Origin of the sequence: Duganella rivi (genome assembly GCF_009857435.1) — a bacterium.
Taxonomy (GTDB): domain Bacteria; phylum Pseudomonadota; class Gammaproteobacteria; order Burkholderiales; family Burkholderiaceae_D; genus Rugamonas; species Rugamonas rivi.
On the sequence record NZ_WWCK01000004.1, the window covers coordinates 37,730 to 58,329 of the forward strand.

A 20,600-nucleotide genomic window follows, 5' to 3' on the forward strand; every position below is an offset into this window, starting at 1 on the left:
CACCACTGCCTATCATCCACTAACTCTGTGAGGGTTAAACCATGCATACTTCCAGCGACCTCAGTTCCATGCTCGACAAACTGACGGACAGCAAATTCCGTGAACAATTGCTGCGCAGCCCCATCGCCGCGCTTGCCAGCATTGGCGTTACGCTGCAACCCAACCAAGTGCCGGCCACGCTGAGCCTGCCGTCGCACGCATCGCTGGCGGCAGACCAAGGTGAAGTGCGGAACAAGCTGGAAAGCACGGCCGTGATGGTGCCGTTCCTGCTGTCCGGGAATATGACCTGATGCTTTAACCGCCTAGTCGATCGTGACCGCCAGTTCGCGGTTACGATTGGCGGCGTTGCCGGCATAGTCCTCCGCCGTGATGCGCAGGATGTAATGGCCCGGCCCCAACTCTCCCACCTTCCACGCGCCCGGCGTCAGCTTGCCGTTGATCAGCTTGTTATTGATGGCGTAGGCAAAGCGCGTTTCGCTGGCGCCGTGCACGGTAATGCCGCTGTTGGCGGCGTAGGCCAGCTTCACTGCTTCACGGTTGCGCGGCAAGCGGTCGTACTGCTGCGTGATGATAGGCTCGGTCATGCCGGGGATGGTGTCGCCATCCTTGTTCAGCAATTGGTAGCCAAGCTTGTAGACGCCGAGGCGGCGGCGCTTCTGGTTGCCGTTGATCTGATCGCTGGCATCGACCACGATTTGCACTTCACCGAGGCTGCGTGGGATGTACAAACGGCCGTCGCGTTTTTCCGTGATGGCTTTGCCTTGCTTATCGAGCACGCTGATGCTGTTGATCTCCGGCGCGATGGTGTCTTCCAGATCGACAAACGGCAGCAGCAGCGGATTCAGCGGGCCGCCGTTCGGCTTGTAGTCGAGATGCACGTGCGCCATGCGGTTGATGGTGCCTAGCGTTTCGCCCGCTTCAAAGCGCGTGCCGCGCTTGACGCGCACTGCTTCGGCCGCGCCCTTCTCGTTCCGGGACAGCAGGAAGCGCGGATCGATGATCTTGTCCTTGGCATCGCGGCCGACGCGCATGTGCACGTATTGCAGGCCGGCCAGCGACAGCCCTTCCGACAGTTCGCCGTAGCCCCAGCTGGCGCGCGGATCGGTGATCTTGCCGGCGGTGATGACTTGCACCGGCGTGCCGATCGCGCCTTGCACGTCGAGACCGGTATGGAAATGGTCGCGGCTCTCGCCGTCGAAATTGCCGCGCACTTCGCCCATCAGGCCCACCACTTCGTGCACCTTGTTTTGCGGCTTGAGCGGCCACTGCATGGTGGCGCTGTGCGATGGCAGGCCGGGCAGCGGGCCATCGGCCACCGGCTCTTCGTCGGCGCTGACGATGGCGAGGTGATGCAGGCGGAAGGTCGCGCCATCGGTCACGAACAGCGAGCCGTCTTTCGACACCGCGATGCCGCGCGGCGAGTACAGGCGCACACCGCCATCTGCGCCGACATTCGGCTGGGCCGGATGATCGACATCTTGCAGCGCCGCCACTTCGCCGGCCGGCGTGATCTGCGCCACGCGGCCATGCGCGCTGCTGGCGAGGTAGAGGAAACCGTCCTTGGTCAACGCAATGCCGACCGGCGAGCGCAGCAGCGAGTCGCGGTCGTCCTCCTTGGCGGCAGCGACGGTGCTGACGTTGCCGTCTTTATCGAGCTTGCGGATGGCGTGGTTGGCGGTGTCGGCGATGTAAAGGTCGCCGTTGGCGGCCAGTGCGATGCCGGTCGGTGTGTCGAACAGGGCTTGCGCCGCCGCGCCGTCTGCCTTGCCGGCGCGCTTGCCGCCGGCGATGGTGGTGACCGTGCCGTCCGGCGCGACGCGGCGAATGCGGTCGTTGTAAGTATCGGCCACGAAGACATTGCCAGCGGCGTCGACCGCCACGCCGACCGGGCCATTGAATTGTGCGCCAGCGCCCTTGCCGTCCTTGTCGCCGGCCAGGCCATCGCCGGCCAGCGTCGAGACCACGCCCTCCGACGTGATTTTGCGGATGGCGTTATTGCCAGTGTCGGCCACGTAGAGATTGCCGGCGCTGTCGATCGCCATGCCGGACGGCGTGTTGAAGGACGCCAGGCTACCCTTGCCTTCGGCGTAGCCCTCGGTGCCGCCGGCGAATGTGGAGCCGTCGCCGGCCATATCGATCTTGCGGATGCTGTTATTGTCGCCGCCGTCGGCCACGTACAGATTGCCTTCCTGGTCCAGCACCACGCCAAACGGATCGCTAAAACGGGTGCGGCGGCCGTTGCTGGCGCCGGGCATGCCATCGCCGGCGATGGTGGACACGCGCGCATGCCACTTGCTTGGCGTGCCGGCCGCCGACGGCCGCGCCACCTCGCCGATAGCGTCGTGATGAGCCGGTTTCGGCACGAGCAAATAGGCAATACCACCACCAACCGCCGCGCCGCCCAAGGCCAGCACCACGAATGCAATTTTGAGTTGAGTAGGAGACACTTATCTGAACCTAAACGTTGACTTATGGAAATCTTAACCGATCTTGGCAACATGCAGGCGAAATGCAGGCGAAAAAAAAGCCCGCTCTGGGAGCGGGCTGAAGTCTATTTCCTTGGAGGAGAATAGAGGAGACAGGTGAAGTATGCTGCGTTACAGCATATCAGTCCAATTTATCTTTCCAATGATAGACATTCACATTTTGAATAGCATTACAAGAACATGCCACCCGACGCCTCGATGACTTGCCCGTTGACCCAGCCGCTTTCCGGTGCCAGCAGCGCGGCTACCGCGCCGCCGATGTCTTCCGGCTGGCCGACACGGCCCAGCGCGGTATTGGCCGCCACGAAGGCGCTGACCTGCGGGTTGTCGCGCACAGCGCCGCCGCTGAAATCGGTGGCGATGGCGCCGGGAGCCAAGGTATTGGCGCGGATGCGGCGCGGGCCCAATTCCTTGGCCAGGTAGCGCGTCAGCACTTCCACCCCACCCTTCATCATGGCGTAGGCCGACTTGCCCGGCACCGAGGCGCGCGCCAGCGCACTGGAGACGTTGAGGATGCTGCCGCCATCCGCCAGCAGCGGCAACAGCGACTGGGTCAGGAAGAACACGCCTTTCAGGTGCACGTTCATCAGCGCGTCGAAATCTGCCTCGCTGGTCTCGGCAAATGGCACGTTGGAACTGTTGCCTGCGTTGTTGACCAGCGCGTCAAAATGGCTGCGGCCGAAATCGCACTCCAGCACCTGGCGGAAACCGTCGGTGAACTGGGCAAAGCCGGCCGGTACGCCGGTGTCCAGCCGCAGCGCGACTGCCTTGCGGCCCAATGCCCGCACCTCGGCCACGGTTTCCTGCGCCAAATCCTCGCGCGATTGGAAGGTGATCACAACGTCCCAGCCAGCCTTGGCCAGGTAAATGGCGGCCGATTTGCCCAAGCCACGGCTGCCGCCGGTAATCAATGCTGTTTTCATGTCGAACTCCTTGTGTGATGATGGAATGGAGTGTATATCGGTACAATCGACAGATAATCTGCCGAAATCCAACATCACTAATCCAAAAATGAAACCAATCACACCGGAACCGGAAGACTTGCGGATTTTTAGCTGGGTGGCCCGCTTGTCGAGCTTTACCAAGGCAGCCGAGCATTTACAGCTGCCGCGCACCTCGATTTCAAACGCCATCCAGCGGCTGGAAGAACGACTGGGCGCGCGCCTGCTCCAGCGCACCACGCGCCGCGTGCAAGTGACGCGCGAGGGCGAGGCGCTGCTGGAACGCTGCGAGCGACTACTGGAAGATCTCGATGAAATCGGCGCCCTGTTCCAGCAGCAAGGCGCGCAACTGCGCGGCCGCTTGCGCGTTGACATGCCGCTGGGAATGGCGTCCGACATCGTCTTACCGCGCCTGCCGGAATTCCTCGCGGCGCATCCCGAGCTCCAGGTCGACATCTTCAGCACCGACCGCCGGGTCGATCTGCTCGGCGAGGGATTTGACTTGGTGGTGCGTGCCGGCGCAGTGGTGGACGAATCGCTGGTCTACCGGCCACTGCTGGAGATGGAACTGATGAACGTCGCCAGCCCCGCCTATGTCGCCGCGCACGGCATGCCATCGACGCTGGAAGACTTGGGCGACCACTGGCTCATCAACTACCAGCCCAATCCCGCCAGCCTACCGGCGGCCTTCGAATACGTGCAAGATGGCCGCACGCTGCACATCGCCATGCGCCACAAAGTCACCGTCAACAACAGCGTCGCCTACACCGCCGCCTGCCGCGCTGGCCTCGGCATAGCGCAACAGCCAACGCTACGCGCCCGCGCCGACATCCACGCCGGGCTACTCACCGCCGTCATGCCCGACCACCAGCCTGCCGCCATGACCATGCGCCTACTCTTCCCGCACCGCCGCAACATCCCCCAGCGCGTCCGCGTCTTCGCCGACTGGCTCACCGACATCACCCGCAGCGCCGTGGCGGCATAAAAAAGCCGAGGCCTGCGTGATGCAGGACTCGGCTTCGGTTGTTACGCAGTGAGGCTTACTTGGTGTCGGCAGCGTATGGCAGCACGCGGGAGGCCATGCGGGTGTCGGTTTTCAGGACCGCCACTTCGTCCGCGAGGATGTGGACTGCTTCGTTCAGCAGCACATCTTTGGCGGCTTTGGCGGCTTTTTCCGCCTCCAGCTCGGCGGCCAACGAACGCTCGGCGCCTTGCAGGCCGTCGTCGCTGCGCAGTGCGCCTTTGACGCCGGCAACCTTGGCGGCCTTGCCGTTGGTCGGTTTGCCGGTAGCGACTTTCAGCGCTTCTTTCGGATCCGGCACCAGGATAGGATCATCCGCACCCGGCGTGTTCGACAGCAGACGCGCTTCGCGCAGCTTGGCGCGTGCTTCCTGCTGGTCGCGCTCCTTGCGGCGCACGGCTTCGTTCAGCGATACCGAGTTTTCCTTGCGCTGTTTTTTCACCAGGGCGATGTCTTCGGCCAGGTATTGGAAGTCCTTGTCCTTGGCCACCCGCGCCTCGTGTTTTTTATCCAGCAGCGGCACGATTTCTTTCATGTCGCCAGTTGGGATGTAGATCGCCGGCTTGATCTGCGTCCACGGCAACGCGTTCTCGTAGCTCGATTCGCCAAAGGTGTCCGAATCGCCCATGGTCGGCAGCTTGATGTCCGGCGTGACGCCGCGCAGCTGGGTGGTGCCGCCGTTGATGCGGAAGAATTGCGCGATGGTGAACTTCAGCTCGCCATAGTGCACTTTGTCGTTCTGGGCAAAGCGATCCAGTCCGAACAAGGTTTGCACCGTGCCTTTGCCGAAGCTCGGCTCGCCGATGATGATGCCGCGGCCGTAATCCTGAATCGCCGCCGCAAAGATCTCGGACGCCGAGGCCGAACCACGGTTCACCAGCACGCCCATCGGCCCATCCCACGCCATGCCGGGATTGGTGTCGCTCTCGACTTCCACCTTGTTGTCGCCGTTGCGCTGCATGACCACCGGGCCTTTGTCAATGAACAGGCCGGTCAGTTCCACCGCTTCGGTCAGCGAGCCGCCGCCATTGTTGCGCAGGTCGATCAGCACGTTGTCGACCTTGTCTTTCTTCAGCTCGGCCAGCAGGCGCGCCACGTCGCGGGTAGCGCTCTTGAAGTCTTTGTCGCCCTTGCGGCGCGCTTCGAAGTCCATGTAGAAGGTCGGCAGCGAGATCACGCCGACGCGGCGCTTGGTGGCGCCGTCCTTCACTTCATAAATCGACTTCTTGGCCGACTGCTCTTCCATGCTGATCTTCTGGCGCACCAGCGAAACGAACTGGTGCTTGGCGTCGGCGCCGCCGTCGGCAGGGATGATTTCCAGCTTCACGGTCGAATCTTTCGGGCCGCGAATCAGCGCCACCACGTCGTCCAGGCGCCAGCCGAGCACCTCGGTCATCGGGGTTTTCTCGTCCTTGGCTACGCCGACGATCTTGTCGCCGACCTTGATCTTGCCCGACAAGCCAGCCGGGCTGCCGGTCACCACTTCGCGCACCACAGTGTAGTCATCGCGCGATTGCAGCACGCAGCCGATGCCTTCCAGCGACAGACGCATGGCGATGTCAAAGTTCTCCGCCGCGCGCGGGCCGAGGTAGTTGGTGTGCGGCTCGATGGACATCGCATACGCATTCATGAAGATCTGGAACACGTCTTCATTGGTCAGCTTGCGCGACGGGCTCAAATAGCCTTCGTAGCGCTTGTCCAGCGTCTCGCGGATGGCCTTGTCGTCCTTGCCGGCCAGCTTCAGGCGCAGCCATTCATTCTTGACGCGCTTGCGCCACAGGTCTTTGACTTCCGCGTCGCTCTTGCCCCACTCGGCTTTTTCGCGGTCGTACTGATAGCTTTCGTCGGAGGTGAATTCAAACTTGCCCTGCTTGACCAGTTCGCGTGCATAGGCGATGCGCTCGTTGAAGCGCTGCTGGTACAGGTTGAAGATGGCAAACGGAACGCTGAGGTTTTCACCGGTGATGGCGTCATCCAGACGGGTGCGCACGATGGCGTACTGGTCGATGTCCGCCTGGGTGAAGAACATTTTCTCCGCGTCCAGCGACTTGAAGTAGCGGTCGAAGATTTTCTCCGACATGGCGTCGTCCAGCGGCGCCGGCTTGTAGTGCAGCTTGCTCAGTACGCGGGAAGCCCACAGGGCGGCCTGGGTTTGACCGGGTTGCGGCTTGAGGGCGGTGTCGGCCGTTTTTTCCGGCACGGCGGCGCCGGCCTGCACTGACAGGGCCGCCAGGACGGCCACCAACAGCATTTGCTTCTTCATCGGCTTACTCCGAAACATAATTGATCGATTTCGCTACGTAGATGGTGCAATCTCATTCTACAGGATAGCGGTGTCCACACGGGACTGGCTTTTCAGAGTTTCTCTGTCTAAGCTTAAGGGTAGCTGAAATGAAACACTCTTCACCTGGATTTACTAGGTAGAAATACTTATTTCCATACAACTTTCTCCATAAGCCATTGTTTTATAAATAGAAATCTTTCGAGACCTTCGCCAGTTTCGTTGCCTTCTAGCAAAAATCTGCTATCATAATGGGCGTAGTTTCATGTTTGACGGCCCTGCCTTGATCCAACCAAGCGGCAGCGCTCCACTGGCCGTACGCAGATGCTCCCCAATCCCCGGAGCATGCTCGATTCCGAGCGACCTCAATCGCAGTATCTTTTTTCTCTAAGAGATCCATGAAAACAATAATGATGAATCCCCGTAACTGGGGTGTCGGTACCAAAATTACCGTTTTTACTTTTGGCCTGATCAGTGTCATCCTGGCCATCCTGCTCACCCTGATTAACCTGAGCACCTCGGCCATGCTGAAAGAGCGCGCCAAGGCCAACGTCGCCAGCACCCTGGGCGGCATTGCCAACACCGTGGAAGTGTTCAACACCGCCATGATGAACGAAGCGTCGAGCTTTGCGCGCCTGTTTGCCGCCGAGTTCGGCGATGGCCAGTTCACGCTCGATCCCTCGGCCACCGTGGACATCGGCGGCAAGCCTACCCCCACGCTCAAGCACGGCGGCAAGGCGCTCAACCTGGACTTCAGCGTTCCAGACAAGTTCACCAACGATACCGGCGTGATTGCCACCATCTTTGCCGCTGACGGCGAAGAGTTCGTGCGCGTCACCACTTCGCTGAAAAAAGAAAACGGCGACCGCGCGGTCGGCACTCAGCTCGACCACGCCCACCCGAGCTACCCGCTGCTGCGCGCCGGTAACAACTACATCGGCCTGGCCACCCTGTTCGGCAAGCAGTTCATTACCCAGTACGATCCGATTAAAGACAGCAGCGGCAAGGTCATCGGCGTGCTGTTCATCGGCCTCGATATTTCCAAGAACATGGCCATGCTGAAGGAAAAAATCAAGGCCATCAAGATCGGCGAGACCGGCTATGTCTACGTGGTGAACGCGGCCGCCGGCAAGAACCAGGGCGTGGAACTGGTGCACCCGACCAAGGAAGGCGAGAACGTGCTGGACATTAAGAGCACCGACGGCCGTCAGTTTATCAAGGAGATGCTGGACGCCAAGGAAGGCGGCCTCACCTACGATTGGGCTGACAAGGCGGGCGATGCGCCGCGCGAGAAGATGGTCGAGTTCCACACCTTCAAGCCTTGGAACTGGCTGATCGTCGGCGGCACCTACACCGAGGAGATCACGCAGGAAGCCGCCCAGCTGCGCAACCGCTACGCCCTGCTTGGCCTGATCGCACTGGCGCTGTTTGCCGCAGTGCTGTTCCTGCTGGTGCGTTCGATCGTGTCGCGTCCACTGGCGCGCGCTACCGAAGCCGCCGACCAGATCGCCAAGGGCGACCTCGACGTGCATCTCGTGATCGACAACAAGGATGAAATCGGCCTCGTGCTGCGCTCGCTGAACAACATCAGCGACAACCTCTCGGGCGTGGTCGGCCAAGTGCGCCTTGGTGCCGAGCAGATCACTACCGCGTCGAGCGAAATCGCCCAGGGCAACCTGGACCTGTCGGGCCGCACCGAAGAACAAGCCTCCAGCCTGGAAGAAACCGCCGCCTCGATGGAAGAACTGAGCAGCGCCGTGACGCAGAATGCCGAGAACGCTTCGCAAGCCAATCAAATGGCGCTGGCCGCCTCCGGCATCGCCGCCAAGGGTGGCGAAGTGGTGGCGCAGGTGGTCGACACCATGGGTTCGATCACCGCGTCCTCGCGCAAGATTGCCGACATCATCTCGGTGATCGACGGCATCGCCTTCCAGACCAATATCCTGGCACTGAATGCCGCCGTGGAAGCGGCGCGCGCCGGTGAGCAAGGCCGCGGCTTCGCCGTGGTGGCCTCGGAAGTGCGCAATCTGGCGCAGCGCTCGGCGACCGCCGCCAAGGAAATCAAGGAACTGATCGACGACTCCGTCAGCAAGGTGGAAGTCGGCAGCAAGCAAGTGGAGCAAGCCGGCACCACCATGCAAGAAGTGGTGGACAGCGTGCGCCGCGTGACCGACATCATGGCTGAAATCAGCCACGCAAGTGAAGAGCAGCGCGCCGGCATCGGCCAGGTGCACGAAGCCATCACCCAGATGGACCAGGTGACCCAGCAAAACGCCGCGCTGGTGGAACAGGCCGCCGCTGCCGCGCAAGCGCTGCAAGACCAGGCGCACGAGCTGGAAGACGTGGTGCGCATCTTCAACCTCGGCAGCAACGCCGGCCAGCCGCAGCTGCGCAACGCGCAGAAACAGTACCTCGCGCTCAAGTAATCGCAGCGCAACACACGGCAAGCCGCCCCCGTAAAAACGGTGGCGGTTTTTTTTATTTATAATTGTCGGCTGTCACTTCGTTTGACTGGAATTTTATGCAACGCCGCTTATTCATTTCCGCTCTGGCCGCCCTGCCGCTGGTCACGCGCACCGCGCATGCCGCCGGCTTCAACGCCATCGACATCACCGGCGCCAGCATCGGCCCGGACTATCAGCTGTTCTACGGCGACGGCAAGCCGGCTTCGCTGCGCGACTTCAAAGGCAAGTATGTGATGCTGTTCTTCGGCTTCACCCAATGCCCGGACGTGTGCCCGACGGCGCTAGCGCGTGCCGTCGAAGTCAAGCGCCTGCTCGGCGCCGACGGCGACAAGCTGCAAGTGGTGTTCGTTACCGTCGATCCCGAGCGCGACACCGCGCCGCTGCTGGCCGAGTACACGCGCGCTTTCGACCCGACCTTTGTCGCCGTGCGCGGCAACCTTGAGCAAACCGCCAAGGCCGCCAAGGACTTCAAGATTTTCTACCGCAAGGTGCCGAGCGGCAGCTCCTACACCATGGACCACACCGCCCTCACCTACGTGTTCGACGCCAACGGCAAGATTCGTCTCGCCATGAAGCACGAACAAACCGCCCAGCAATGCGCCGACGATCTGCGCAAGCTGATGACGCCGAAAAAAGAAACCGGCTTTCTGAAAGGACTATTCCAATGAAAAAACTGCTCTCCCTGCTGCTGATGGCGGCCCTGCCTGCACTGGCCCAGGTGACCGTGGGCGAACCATGGGTGCGCGCCACCGTGGCCGCACAAAAAGCCACCGGCGCTTTCATGACGCTGACCTCGACGCAAAACACCAAGCTGGTGGGCGTGAGCTCGCCGGCGGCCGGCGTGGTCGAAGTGCACGAGATGAAAATGGATAACGACATGATGCGCATGCGCCAGATTCCATCGCTGGATCTGCCGGCCGGCAAGCCAGTCAAGCTGGCGCCGGGCGGTTATCACCTGATGCTGCTGGATCTGAAGCAGCCGCTGAAAGACGGCGACAAAGTGCCGCTGACGCTGGAAATTGAAGATGCGCAGAAAGTGCGCAGCAAAGTGGTGATCGACGCGCCAGTCAAGCCGCTCAACGCAGCCCACTAAATGTAATGGTCAGCATGTGCTGGACGATATCGTCGTCCGCCATCTTGCTGAATTTTTTCAAGTACTCCACGGCAGGATCGCAGGTGCGGGCGTAGTAGCTGAACAGGATGGCGTCGGAAGGCAAAGCCTTGTTCAACTGTCCGTCCTTCTGCGCCTGCTTGACCAAGCCCTCCAGCTGGCGGTTCAGCTTCACCACGCGCAGCATGTACTTCACGTTGCGCATCAACATATCCCGCACATGCGGACTAGTGGACGGCAGGAACGGCAAGCCGCCATCCAGTCGCACCCGCAGCGCCCACTCCAGCAAGGCCGACAGCTTCTCCTGCGGGCCGAGCGCCGGATCCAGTCCCGCCACCTGCTCAATCGCGCCATCCAGCAGCCGGATCATGGCCTCGCCCACCAACTCTTCCTTCGACTTGAAGTGCTTGTACAGGCTGGGCTTGGAAATGCCCACCGCCCCGGACACGTCGTCCATCGTCATCAAGTCGTAGCCCTTGCTGCCCAGCACGGCCGTGGCCGCGTCGAGGATAGCGTTTTCACGCAGCTTGAATGCCTGATCTTTGAAGCTGAATTTTGAAAGAATACTCATCGGTAAATTTTCGCTACTAATCAGTAGCGTTTCTGATTTGTTAGTAGTAATATTATCACGTCGGTATAAAAGCAGGCGGCTTAACGCCTAAAAACCTATGAAAACTGCACGCAAGCGCATTGCCGTGGTGGGCGCCGGAATTTCCGGCCTGGCCTCGGCTTACTTCCTGAATCACCACCACGATGTGGTGCTGTTCGAGGCTGGCAGCTACCTCGGCGGCCACGCCAACACCGTGGACATCGAACTGGAAAGCCAGCGCTGCGCGGTCGATACCGGCTTCCTCGTCTACAACGAAAAGACCTACCCTAACCTGATCGCCCTGTTCGCTGAACTGGGCGTCGAAAGCATTGCCAGCGATATGTCGTTTGGCGTGTCGATGAACGATGGCGCGCTGGAATGGGCCGGCACCAACCTCGACACGGTATTCGCCCAGCGCCGCCGGCTGGCTTCCCCGGCCTTCCTCGGCATGCTGCGCGACATCCTGCATTTCAACGGCCGCGCCGAGGATTTTCTCGCCGAATGCGAAGCGGATGGCGCCACACTGGGCCAACTGCTGGCGCGCAACCGCTACGGCGATATGTTCCGCGACGCCTATCTGCTGCCAATGGCGGCGGCCATCTGGTCTAGTTCGCCGCAGGATATCTTGCAGTTCCCGGCCGCGACCTTCCTGCGTTTCTGCCTGAACCACGCGCTGCTGCAGGTGAACAACCGGCCGCAGTGGCGCACCGTGCGCGGCGGCTCGCGCAACTACGTGCAAGCCATCGCCGCCACGCTGCCGGACTGCCGCCTCAATACGCCGGTCGGCAGCGTGCGCCGTGAAAACGGCCACGTCATTGTCGCCGCCGGCGCGCAAGAAGAAGCGTTCGATGCAGTGATCCTTGCCACGCACGCTCCGGCCACGCTGTCCATGATGGACGATGCCAGCGACAGCGAGCGCGCCATCCTCGGCGCGGTGCGCTACCAGCCCAACACCGCCTGGCTGCACACCGATGCGCGCCTACTGCCGCAGCGGCGCAAGGTATGGTCGGCATGGAATTACCTGTCGTCGCGCCAGAGCGACGGCAGTCAGCCGGTATGCGTCAGCTATTGGCTGAACCAACTGCAAAGCCTGCCGTTTGAGCAGCCGGTGGTGGTCACGCTCAATCCGCCGAAACCGCCGGAAGCCAAGTCCGTGCTGGCGCGCTTTGAATACGATCATCCCATCATGGATCAAGCAGCCATCGACGCCCAGCGCGCGCTGTCGCAGATTCAGGGCGGCGGCGGTATCTGGTACGCCGGCGCCTGGACTGGCTACGGCTTCCATGAGGATGGCTTGAAGTCGGCCTTGCGCATCGCCACCGCCTTGGGCGCAGCACCTGCATGGGCAACGCTGCCATGAACCAGCCATCGCCAGCCCAGCTAATCCACGCTCGCGTGATGCACGCGCGTTTGCGACCGGTGCTGAACCGCTTTGTCTACCCGGTGTTCTACGTGCGCCTGAATTTAGCGCGGCTCGGCGAATGCCAATCGCGCTGGTTTGGCGTTGACCGCCGCCGCCCGCTGTCGCTGCGCACGCGTGACTATGGCCCGCGCGACGGTACCAGTCTCGAACATTGGATGCGCACTTTGCTCGCCACTCACGGCATCGCTGCCGATGGCGAAATCTGGCTGCAAACCTTCCCACGTGTTTTCGGCTACGCCTTTAACCCTGTAAGCTTCTGGCACTGCCATGATGTTGCCGGCCGCCTATGCGCTGTGCTGGCGGAGGTCAACAACACCTTCGGTGAAACGCATCGCTACCTGCTGCAAGTGGCCGACGATGGCACCGCCACCTGCATCAAGCATATGCATGTGTCGCCGTTTTGCAATCTGACCGGCAGCTACCGCTTCCGCTTCCATACGGCCGGCGCGCAACCGCGTACCGCCCTCGATTACCACGATGAAGACGGCCTGCTGATACGCACCACACTATCAGGCCGCGCCGAGCCTATGCGCGACCGCGCGTTGGCCGCTGCCCTGCTGCGCTATCCGCTGCTAGGCCTGGGCATCGTGTTCCGCATTCACTGGCAGGCCTTGCGCCTTTGGATCAAGGGTGTGCCCTTCTTCCGCAAGCCGCCGCGTTCCGCCAATCACACCACCGTCCACGAGGAGCCGCTCCGATGAACCATACGCTGTCGACCGCCACGCAGACCGCGCCCGCCGCTGCAAGGCTGTTTTTAAATCTGCTGAACCGCATCAGCCATGGCCACCTGGAATTGATCACGCCCGATCACACGCGCATGGTGTTCGGCGACGCCCACGTCGGCCCCAGCGCCACGCTGGAACTGCACGACTGGCGCGCTTGCAGCAGCATCCTGCGCTCCGGCGACATCGGCATGGCCGAAGCGTGGGGCGCGGGCTGGATCGATAGCCCTGACCTGGTGGCACTGCTGCGGCTCGCCATACGCAATGAGGCGGCGCTGGAACCGGCGGTGTTTGGCGGCGTGCTGGCGCGCTGCTGGTATCGCCTGCGCCATTGGCTGCGTCCCAACACGCGCAACGGCAGCCGCCGTAATATTCATAGCCACTACGATATCGGCAACGACTTTTATCGTTTGTGGCTGGATCGCAGCTGGACGTATTCGGCCGCCATCTTCGACGGCGACTATAGCCAGCCGCTGGAGCTGGCGCAGAGCCGCAAGTACCAGCGCGTGATCAACACGCTGGGCTTGCGCGCCGGCGACCGCGTTTTGGAAATCGGCTGCGGCTGGGGCGGATTTGCCGAGCATGCGGCCCGGCTAGGCATCCATGTGCATGGCTTGACTATCTCGCCATCGCAATTGCAGGTGGCGCAGCAGCGCATCGCGGCTGCGGGCCTGGGCGATCTCGCACAACTGGAATTGCGCGACTACCGCGACATCGACGGCCAGTACGACGCCGTGGTCTCCATCGAGATGTTCGAGGCAGTCGGCGAGCGTTATTGGCCGCAGTATTTCGACACCGTGCAAGCACGCCTCAAACCAGGCGGCAAGGCGCTGGTGCAGTCGATTACCATCGGCGAGCGCTACTTCCCGCGTTATCGCAGCAGCACGGACTTCATTCAGCAGTACATATTCCCCGGTGGGATGCTGCCTAGTGTGGAGCGCTTTGAACGCAGCGCAGCGCGCGCTGGCCTGCATTGCGATGAGCATTACGCATTCGGCCGCGATTACGCAGAAACCTTGCGACGCTGGCGCAGCGCCTACCACGCCACGCGCGCGCAAGTGATTGCACAAGGTTTCGATGACCACTTCATGCGCATCTGGGATCTGTATTTCGCTTACTGCGAAGCCGCATTTGACGAGGGCCGTACCGATGTCGTCCAGTTCCTTCTGCATAAGCAGTAAGCGCCGCAGCTGCCTGCGTGCTGCGACGCTGCTCGCCGCCGTAATGGCCGGCGTGCCTTGCGCAGCATGGGCCGCCGCCGATTGGCGCGCGCAATTGCCGCAAGCGCAAGCACTGGGCGGCGGCGATATGACGTGGTTTGGCCTGCGCATCTACCGCGCCACCTTGTGGTCGGCCAGCCGGCCGTTCGATGCGTCGCAACCGTTCGCGCTACAACTGAGCTACTACCGCAGCATCAGCCGCGAGCGATTGGTTAGCACCAGCATCGATGAAATCCGCCGCCTGAGCGCCGCGCCGATTCCCGCCGCCACGCTAAAGCGCTGGGAAGCGCTACTCAACACGGCCTTCGTCGATGTGCGCGATGGCGATGAACTCACCGGTGTCTACCTGCCCGGCAAAGGCATGCAGCTGTACGACCGTCAACGTCTGCTAGCAGACGTTGAGGATGAAGCGCTGGCCCGCGCCTTCTTCGACATCTGGCTCAACCCCGACAGCCGCGATCAGAAGCTGCGTCAACGCCTGATCGGCGGCCAGCCATGAGCAACGCCGCTTACGGCCTGCTAGGCGCGCCGCTGGCAATGGCGGCGCTGCCGCTGTTCGTGCAACTACCGGCCTATTACGCCACGCATCTCGGCGTCGCACTCGCGCCGCTGGGCGGCGTGCTGTTTGCCGCGCGCCTGATCGACATGCTGCAAGACCCGCTGCTAGGCTACCTGCTCGACCGCGCGCAAGCACAGCGCCGCCGCTGGATGGCGCTTGGCGCGGCGGCCCTGGCGCTGGCGTTTGCCGCACTATGGCTGCCGCCGCCGGCGGTGGCGCCGGGCGCTTGGCTGGCATTGATGCTGGTGCTGGCCTATGGCGCGCACAGCCTGGTCAACATCGCCTACCTGTCTTGGGGCGCGCGCCTGCCGTCCGCACTTGGCCCGGTCGCGTGGCGTGAAGGCATGGGCCTGGCCGGCATGCTGGCAGCCAGTCTTATCCCGGCTGCCATCCTGGCCGCCGATGCAGCGCAAGTTCGCCCTCGCTTAGGCGCGTACAGCATCGGCTACGCACTGCTGCTCTTGATCGCGATGTTCGCCCTGCTACGCCATGCGCCGTCACCAGCGACGAGCGGCGATAGCGGCAGCGGCGGCAATGAGGTCAACTCCTGGCGCGACACTGTGCGCGAGGTGGCCGGCAACCGCGCGCTGCGCTTGTTGCTGGCGCCGTACTTTATCAACGCGCTGGCAGTCGCCATTCCGGCCACCTTGGCGCTGTTCTATATTGACGACCAACTGGGCGCACCTCACCTCGCCGGCATTTTCCTTGCCTGCTATTTCGGCGCTGCGGCTTGCGGTCTACCCGTGTGGACGGCGCTGGCCCGCAAACTGGGGCCGCTGAAATGCTGGCGACTCGGCATGCTGTTATCTGTGCTGGGCTTCTGCGGCGCGGCGCTACTCGGCACCGGCGACCTGCTGCCCTATGCCGCCGTATGCATCGCCGCCGGAGCGGCACTAGGCGCCGACCTAGCGCTGCCGCCAGTGCTGCTGGCCGCAGCGCTGGGCGAACGCCTCGGCCCCGGCACAGGCTTCGGCTTATTCACCCTACTCGGCAAGCTGGCCTTGGCGCTGGCCGGCCTGTCGCTGCCGCTACTCGCATGGCTCGGCTACCAGCCCGGCGCAGGCGGCGGCACGCACCTGCTATTGGCCTACGCCGTCCTACCCTGCCTACTCAAACTGCTGGCCATTGCGACATTAAGGAGTCCAACATGAAGCTTCGACACCTTGCACTGCTGCCCTTCCTGCTGGCCGGTTGTGCTGGCACCGATGTGCAGCACTATAAGAACGTCACACCGGCATTGGATCTGGCCGAGTACTTCACCGGCACCACCGACGCATGGGGCATGTTCCAGCGCCGTAACGGCGAAGTGGTCAAGCGCTTCCACGTCGAGATCACCGGCACGCGTGAACAGAACAAACTCACGCTGGATGAACGCTTCCGCTACGACGACGGCACCACGCAGCAGCGCGTATGGCATTTGGCGCGCAACGGTGATGGCCTGTGGCGCGGCACTGCGGCCGACGTCAAAGGAGAAGCGCAAGGCGAAGTCGCCGGCAACGCCCTACGCTGGCAATACACCCTGCTGCTGCCGGTCGATGGCACCACCTACGAAATGCAGTTTGACGACTGGATCTTCCTGATCGACCGCTGCACCATGATGAACCGCGCCAGCATGCGCAAGTTCGGCTTTGAATTAGGCCAAGTCACATTGACGTTCAGGAGGCGTGCATGCGTCCCTTAAATCATCCATTGCGCGATTGGGCCGGACTGCGGGTGTGGGTCATCGGCGCATCGAGCGGCATCGGCGCGGCGCTAGCACAGGAAGCCTTGCAGGCTGGAGCGCGCGTAGCGCTGTCGGCCCGCCGCGCCGAGCGCTTGCAGGCAGTGGCCAGCGCTCACCCGCAAGCGCTGGTGGCGCCGTTCGACATCCTTGATACGCAAGCATGGCGTGACCGTCACGCGCAAATCTGCGAGGCATTCGGCGCAATTGATTTGATCGTCTTCTGCGCAGCCGCCTATCATCCCGAACGCAGCTGGGAAGTCGACCCAGACGGCGCGGCACGCACCTTGCAAACGAATCTCGGCAGCGTCTACACCGGCCTGTCCACCGTGCTGCCGGCCATGCTGGAACGCGGCAGCGGCGGCATTGCCATCGTCGCCAGTGTGGCCGGCTACTTCGGCCTGCCGAATGCCAGCGTGTACGGCCCCACCAAGGCTGCACTGATTAATCTGGCCGAACTGCTGTACGTGGACCTGCGTCCGCGCGGCTTGAGTGTCTACCTGATTAATCCCGGCTTCGTGCAAACGCCGCTGACCGCCAAGAACGACTTCGCCATGCCGGCCCTGCAAACACCGCAAGCCGCTGCGCGCGCGATCCGGCGCGGTTTGGCGTCGGGACGTTTCGAGATCCACTTCCCACGCCGTTTCACGCTGGCGTTAAAACTGCTCCGCTGGCTGCCATACCGCCTGCGTTTCCCGCTGATTTCACGACTGGTACATCCATGACCCAACTAGACGCCCTGCTCGACTGGTACGCCACAATGACGCCGCTGACCATCAGTCGCGCCGGCCAGCTTTACGCAGCCGACGCCCACTTCCGCGATCCATTCAACAACGTGCGCGGCGTGGCCGCCATCGAAACCATCATGCGCCACATGTTCACGCATACCGAGAACCCGCACTTCATCATCGGTGATCGCATCCTGCAAGGCGATCAGGCGTTTGCCACGTGGACCTTTGTCTGCACGCTGCGCGGCCAAGTGTACGAGATAGCCGGCGCTTCGCACTTCCGCTTCAACAGCGAAGGCCTGGTCACGCTGCACCGCGACTATTGGGACGCGGCGGAAGAACTGCTGCAAAAGCTGCCGGTCGTCGGCGCGCCAATCCGCTGGCTGCGCCGCCGCTTCGCCGCCGTGCCATGACCACACTGCGTCTCATCCTTGGCGACCAGCTGAACTGCCAGCACAGCTGGTACAAGCAAGTGCGCGACGATGTGATCTACGTGATGATGGAAGTACGGCAGGAGACCGACTACGTGCTGCATCACGCACAGAAGATCATCGCCATCTTTGCCGCCATGCGCGATTTTGCCGCGCGCCTGCACGCGGGCGGCCACAAGGTGCACTACTTCGCCATCGACGATGCCGACAACGTGCAATCCGTTTCCGGCAATCTCAATCAGCTGATCTCCCACTATCAAGCCCGCGCCTTGCAATGGCAAGCGCCAGACGAATGGCGGCTCGATCAGCAGTTACAAGAATACGCGGCCAGCCTGACGATCGCCACCGAAATGGCCGACACCGAGCATTTCTACAGCGCGCGCAATGAAGCAGCCACCTTCTTCGGCCAGCGCAGCAACTGGGTGATGGAACACTTCTACCGCCACATGCGCTTGCGTCATCGCGTAATGGTGAGCGAGACCGGCGCGCCAGCCGGCGGCCGCTGGAACTTCGATCAAGACAACCGAGAGTCGTGGCCCGGCATGCCATGGGAGCCAAACGATGCCAGGCCGCGCCACGACCACAGCGCGCTGTGGGCCACCATCGAGGCCTCCGGTGCGCGCAGCTTCGGCCAGCCGCAAGCCGATAACTTCCGCTGGCCGCTGAACCGCGAAGAAGCGCTGGTGCAGCTGGAAGCCTTCATCCAGCACGCCCTGCCGCATTTCGGCCGCTTCCAGGACGCGATGAGTTACAAAGAGTGGCGACTATTCCATTCGCTGCTATCGTTTGCGATGAACGTGAAGATGCTGTCGCCGCACACCGTAATCGCACGCGTTGAACAAGCATGGCGCGACGGCCTCGCGCCTATCGCGGCGGCCGAAGGCTACATCCGCCAAATCCTCGGCTGGCGCGAATACGTGCGCGGCGTGTACTGGCACCGCATGCCGGGTTATGTGGAGCTGAATGTGTTCGGGCACAATACGCCGCTGCCATGGTGGTTCTGGAACGGCGAAACGCGCATGCGCTGTTTGTCCAGCGCCATCGGCCAATCGCTGGAACACGCGCACAGCCATCACATCAACCGGCTGATGGTGATCGGGAATTTTGCCTTGCTGGCGGGGGTCTCGCCGAAAGAACTGCACCAGTGGTATCTCGGCATCTACATCGACGCCTTCGAATGGGTCGAGCTGCCCAACACGCTGGGCATGAGCCAATACGCCGACGGCGGCCTGCTGGCGACCAAGCCCTACATTTCCAGCGCGGCCTACATCGACCGCATGAGCGATTACTGCAAGGGCTGCCACTACGACAAAAAGCAGCGCGTGGGCGAGCGCGCATGTCCGTACAACGCCTTGTATTGGGATTTCCTGGACCGTAACCGCGGCCGATTAGAGAACAATCACCGCATGGCGATGATGTACAAGCAGCTGCAACGCATCAGCGAGGAAGACCTGGCCGCCATCCGCGAACGCGCAGCACATCTGCGCTCCAACCTCAACGCAGCATAGCGATGGCCCACCAGCCAGCAGCACCAATCAGGCAGCAAGGTCACATGCAATCGCCCTCAATCTATTGGATAACCAATTTGACTCCAGCGCGTCAGGTCGTATCGAGTAGCGACCGACTAAGCTGATCAGTCGCTACAGCCGAGGTCGTGTCCGAATGCCGGTATCTGCCCCCGTGCTCTGTTCTGACCACCGCCACTGTTCGCCGAAGGTCTCCAGGAGTCTTCGGCATGTATCCAACACCTCACGCGAATTATGCACTCTGGTTCATATCAGACGTTTTATGAGAGAAGTGCTTCTTTTCGGTAAAGTACACATCGTCCAGTCGCCAAAAACTTGGTAATACCAAGGTCGGCACAGCCGCCGGCCTGGCCGCGATCAACGTCAAATTCCCGTGTATGACAACGCAAAGCCAGCACTGGCGCGGCTTTGCGGCCGATTCCGCCCTGTGGTATATGACATACCCCTCAAAAACGCACCTGGCGTAATACAGCCCAAACCCAGCAGCCATGCGGGTTACAGGCTGATTTTGCACGTCAGCGTATGCACCTCTTTATGTTCCACTAAGAAGCCCGATGGGGTTGTGCAATCGTATCCGCTTGCACATCGCTGAAAGTCGGTCATTCTGTCTTGCACGTCAAACCCAGCAACGGCGGGGGTTCCAGCCCGAATATGCACGCCAGCGCAAGCGCCCCTTTATGTTCCACTAGGAACCCGAATGGGGCTGATGCTCACGGCCGCAGCGCTGCCGCTGGTGAAGGACTCAACAAAAAATCTACATAAACTCAACGCCGATACAACATTTTCTCAACGTTTTATCTACATGGCGGATGCAAAACGGATGCACGCGGGCCGCGCCCGTGTCCCCATTTTGTACTCGGCATGTACCCTTTCTGTTATCTGCATGTTCCCGATTTGTACTCGCCGTGTTCACCAGGCGGCACCGTCATGTAATCGATTTGTTCACCTGGCTGGTCGCCGGTGATGGGTCTCGGGGCGCAGCCCTGAGTCGGTGAGAATGGCGCGCAGCGACATCGCCTGAAAATCCAGATGTGGGATACATCTGGCATCCTGCCCAGCGTAGTGAGGTGGTTGATGTGGTGAATCTGAGGGAAGATTGCGGCGAGTTTGCAGCCTTCATGGCACGGCTTCACCACGTATCGCCGGCAGACAATGGCTGACAGCCTAATGCTTTGATTTTGCTGGAAATGCAGAACGGCCGCCGTGTCGGCGGCTGCTCACGAGCAGTAAAGTGTCTGACACGATTTATCCCGCAAATTCAACAGCATACGGGAGCTTTTAAGGGCTCGTGTCAGCGTGCGTCATGTGTGACCTATGCCACGGGGCGCGGGGGCTCCCGCAAGCCCTTCCCACATATCGTCAACGAAATGCACGTTA

At 61.8% G+C, this 20,600-nt stretch carries 19 protein-coding genes; 15 read left to right on the forward strand and 4 right to left on the reverse strand.

The window, feature by feature from the left end:
- Window positions 1-41 precede the first annotated feature (41 nt).
- Complete coding sequence (locus tag GTP45_RS12605; protein WP_161014249.1) at window positions 42-290, forward strand: NHLP-related RiPP peptide; 249 nt, start codon at window positions 42-44, stop codon at window positions 288-290.
- Between the two features lie 12 nt (window positions 291-302).
- Here the strand turns inward: GTP45_RS12605 and GTP45_RS12610 are convergent, their stop codons facing one another.
- Together GTP45_RS12610 and GTP45_RS12615 are read right to left on the reverse strand one after the other, a co-directional pair.
- Window positions 303-2,447 (reverse strand): gluconolaconase, encoded by a 2,145-nt coding sequence (locus tag GTP45_RS12610; protein ID WP_161014250.1) that lies wholly within the window; start codon window positions 2,445-2,447, stop codon window positions 303-305.
- Window positions 2,448-2,656: 209 nt separating this feature from the next.
- Window positions 2,657-3,409 (reverse strand): SDR family NAD(P)-dependent oxidoreductase, encoded by a 753-nt coding sequence (locus tag GTP45_RS12615; RefSeq protein WP_161014251.1) that lies wholly within the window; start codon window positions 3,407-3,409, stop codon window positions 2,657-2,659.
- A gap of 88 nt (window positions 3,410-3,497) precedes the next feature.
- On the opposite strand from GTP45_RS12615, the gene GTP45_RS12620 reads away from it, so the two are divergent.
- On the forward strand, window positions 3,498-4,412 hold the full coding sequence (locus GTP45_RS12620) for a LysR family transcriptional regulator (RefSeq protein ID WP_161014252.1): 915 nt from the start codon (window positions 3,498-3,500) through the stop codon (window positions 4,410-4,412).
- Window positions 4,413-4,467: 55 nt separating this feature from the next.
- Here the strand turns inward: GTP45_RS12620 and GTP45_RS12625 are convergent, their stop codons facing one another.
- Window positions 4,468-6,711, reverse strand: a complete 2,244-nt coding sequence (locus GTP45_RS12625; RefSeq protein ID WP_161014253.1) for a carboxy terminal-processing peptidase — start codon at window positions 6,709-6,711, stop codon at window positions 4,468-4,470.
- A gap of 431 nt (window positions 6,712-7,142) precedes the next feature.
- Here GTP45_RS12625 and GTP45_RS12630 point away from each other — a divergent pair, with 431 nt between their 5' ends.
- The 3 genes from GTP45_RS12630 (at window position 7,143) to GTP45_RS12640 (ending at window position 10,287) form a co-directional block, all read left to right on the forward strand.
- Window positions 7,143-9,155, forward strand: coding sequence for a methyl-accepting chemotaxis protein (locus GTP45_RS12630; RefSeq protein ID WP_161014863.1), 2,013 nt, complete (start codon window positions 7,143-7,145; stop codon window positions 9,153-9,155).
- A 95-nt stretch (window positions 9,156-9,250) separates the two neighbouring features.
- Entirely contained in the window at window positions 9,251-9,862 is a 612-nt protein-coding gene (locus GTP45_RS12635) for an SCO family protein (protein ID WP_161014254.1), read from the forward strand.
- Complete coding sequence (locus tag GTP45_RS12640; RefSeq protein ID WP_161014255.1) at window positions 9,859-10,287, forward strand: copper chaperone PCu(A)C; 429 nt, start codon at window positions 9,859-9,861, stop codon at window positions 10,285-10,287. Before GTP45_RS12635 ends, GTP45_RS12640 begins: the two co-directional genes overlap by 4 nt.
- On the opposite strand, the gene GTP45_RS12645 is transcribed toward GTP45_RS12640, so the two are convergent.
- Window positions 10,271-10,876, reverse strand: coding sequence for a TetR/AcrR family transcriptional regulator (locus GTP45_RS12645; protein ID WP_161014256.1), 606 nt, complete (start codon window positions 10,874-10,876; stop codon window positions 10,271-10,273). The genes GTP45_RS12640 and GTP45_RS12645 overlap by 17 nt on opposite strands.
- Window positions 10,877-10,973: 97 nt before the next feature.
- On the opposite strand from GTP45_RS12645, the gene GTP45_RS12650 reads away from it, so the two are divergent.
- From GTP45_RS12650 to GTP45_RS12695, 10 genes are all read left to right on the forward strand, one after another.
- Window positions 10,974-12,254: an NAD(P)/FAD-dependent oxidoreductase gene (locus GTP45_RS12650; protein WP_161014257.1), complete on the forward strand. Its 1,281-nt coding sequence runs from the start codon at window positions 10,974-10,976 to the stop codon at window positions 12,252-12,254.
- A complete protein-coding gene (locus tag GTP45_RS12655; protein ID WP_161014864.1) occupies window positions 12,251-13,018 on the forward strand; it encodes a DUF1365 domain-containing protein in 768 nt (255 codons plus the stop codon). The genes GTP45_RS12650 and GTP45_RS12655 overlap by 4 nt, the downstream gene beginning before the upstream one ends.
- A complete protein-coding gene (locus tag GTP45_RS12660; RefSeq protein WP_161014258.1) occupies window positions 13,015-14,220 on the forward strand; it encodes an SAM-dependent methyltransferase in 1,206 nt (401 codons plus the stop codon). The genes GTP45_RS12655 and GTP45_RS12660 overlap by 4 nt, the downstream gene beginning before the upstream one ends.
- Window positions 14,189-14,758, forward strand: coding sequence for a chalcone isomerase family protein (locus GTP45_RS12665; protein WP_161014259.1), 570 nt, complete (start codon window positions 14,189-14,191; stop codon window positions 14,756-14,758). The genes GTP45_RS12660 and GTP45_RS12665 overlap by 32 nt, the downstream gene beginning before the upstream one ends.
- On the forward strand, window positions 14,755-15,969 hold the full coding sequence (locus tag GTP45_RS12670) for an MFS transporter (RefSeq protein WP_161014260.1): 1,215 nt from the start codon (window positions 14,755-14,757) through the stop codon (window positions 15,967-15,969). The genes GTP45_RS12665 and GTP45_RS12670 overlap by 4 nt, the downstream gene beginning before the upstream one ends.
- The gene (locus GTP45_RS12675) at window positions 15,966-16,499 is read left to right on the forward strand and encodes a DUF3833 domain-containing protein (RefSeq protein WP_161014261.1); all 534 of its coding nucleotides are present in this window, start codon (window positions 15,966-15,968) and stop codon (window positions 16,497-16,499) included. Before GTP45_RS12670 ends, GTP45_RS12675 begins: the two co-directional genes overlap by 4 nt.
- Entirely contained in the window at window positions 16,487-17,263 is a 777-nt protein-coding gene (locus GTP45_RS12680; RefSeq protein ID WP_161014262.1) for an SDR family NAD(P)-dependent oxidoreductase, read from the forward strand. The genes GTP45_RS12675 and GTP45_RS12680 overlap by 13 nt, the downstream gene beginning before the upstream one ends.
- Window positions 17,260-17,679: a nuclear transport factor 2 family protein gene (locus GTP45_RS12685; RefSeq protein WP_161014263.1), complete on the forward strand. Its 420-nt coding sequence runs from the start codon at window positions 17,260-17,262 to the stop codon at window positions 17,677-17,679. The genes GTP45_RS12680 and GTP45_RS12685 overlap by 4 nt, the downstream gene beginning before the upstream one ends.
- Window positions 17,676-19,205 carry a cryptochrome/photolyase family protein gene (locus GTP45_RS12690; RefSeq protein ID WP_161014264.1) on the forward strand — a complete coding sequence of 510 codons (1,530 nt, stop codon included), beginning with the start codon at window positions 17,676-17,678 and terminating at the stop codon, window positions 19,203-19,205. Before GTP45_RS12685 ends, GTP45_RS12690 begins: the two co-directional genes overlap by 4 nt.
- Before the next feature lie 715 nt (window positions 19,206-19,920).
- The gene (locus tag GTP45_RS12695; protein WP_161014265.1) at window positions 19,921-20,187 is read left to right on the forward strand and encodes a hypothetical protein; all 267 of its coding nucleotides are present in this window, start codon (window positions 19,921-19,923) and stop codon (window positions 20,185-20,187) included.
- Window positions 20,188-20,600: the final 413 nt, after the last annotated feature.

Coding starts and splice junctions, on each gene's coding strand:
- GTP45_RS12680 (WP_161014262.1), top strand. CDS start 16,487: ATGCGTCCCTTAAATCATCCATTGCGCGATTGGGCCGGACTGCGGGTG.
- GTP45_RS12640 (WP_161014255.1), top strand. CDS start 9,859: ATGAAAAAACTGCTCTCCCTGCTGCTGATGGCGGCCCTGCCTGCACTG.
- GTP45_RS12685 (WP_161014263.1), top strand. CDS start 17,260: ATGACCCAACTAGACGCCCTGCTCGACTGGTACGCCACAATGACGCCG.
- GTP45_RS12665 (WP_161014259.1), top strand. CDS start 14,189: ATGTCGTCCAGTTCCTTCTGCATAAGCAGTAAGCGCCGCAGCTGCCTG.
- GTP45_RS12670 (WP_161014260.1), top strand. CDS start 14,755: ATGAGCAACGCCGCTTACGGCCTGCTAGGCGCGCCGCTGGCAATGGCG.
- GTP45_RS12620 (WP_161014252.1), top strand. CDS start 3,498: ATGAAACCAATCACACCGGAACCGGAAGACTTGCGGATTTTTAGCTGG.
- GTP45_RS12655 (WP_161014864.1), top strand. CDS start 12,251: ATGAACCAGCCATCGCCAGCCCAGCTAATCCACGCTCGCGTGATGCAC.
- GTP45_RS12635 (WP_161014254.1), top strand. CDS start 9,251: ATGCAACGCCGCTTATTCATTTCCGCTCTGGCCGCCCTGCCGCTGGTC.
- GTP45_RS12625 (WP_161014253.1), bottom strand. CDS start 6,711: ATGAAGAAGCAAATGCTGTTGGTGGCCGTCCTGGCGGCCCTGTCAGTG.
- GTP45_RS12645 (WP_161014256.1), bottom strand. CDS start 10,876: ATGAGTATTCTTTCAAAATTCAGCTTCAAAGATCAGGCATTCAAGCTG.
- GTP45_RS12605 (WP_161014249.1), top strand. CDS start 42: ATGCATACTTCCAGCGACCTCAGTTCCATGCTCGACAAACTGACGGAC.
- GTP45_RS12695 (WP_161014265.1), top strand. CDS start 19,921: ATGGGGCTGATGCTCACGGCCGCAGCGCTGCCGCTGGTGAAGGACTCA.
- GTP45_RS12675 (WP_161014261.1), top strand. CDS start 15,966: ATGAAGCTTCGACACCTTGCACTGCTGCCCTTCCTGCTGGCCGGTTGT.
- GTP45_RS12690 (WP_161014264.1), top strand. CDS start 17,676: ATGACCACACTGCGTCTCATCCTTGGCGACCAGCTGAACTGCCAGCAC.
- GTP45_RS12630 (WP_161014863.1), top strand. CDS start 7,143: ATGAATCCCCGTAACTGGGGTGTCGGTACCAAAATTACCGTTTTTACT.
- GTP45_RS12650 (WP_161014257.1), top strand. CDS start 10,974: ATGAAAACTGCACGCAAGCGCATTGCCGTGGTGGGCGCCGGAATTTCC.
- GTP45_RS12615 (WP_161014251.1), bottom strand. CDS start 3,409: ATGAAAACAGCATTGATTACCGGCGGCAGCCGTGGCTTGGGCAAATCG.
- GTP45_RS12660 (WP_161014258.1), top strand. CDS start 13,015: ATGAACCATACGCTGTCGACCGCCACGCAGACCGCGCCCGCCGCTGCA.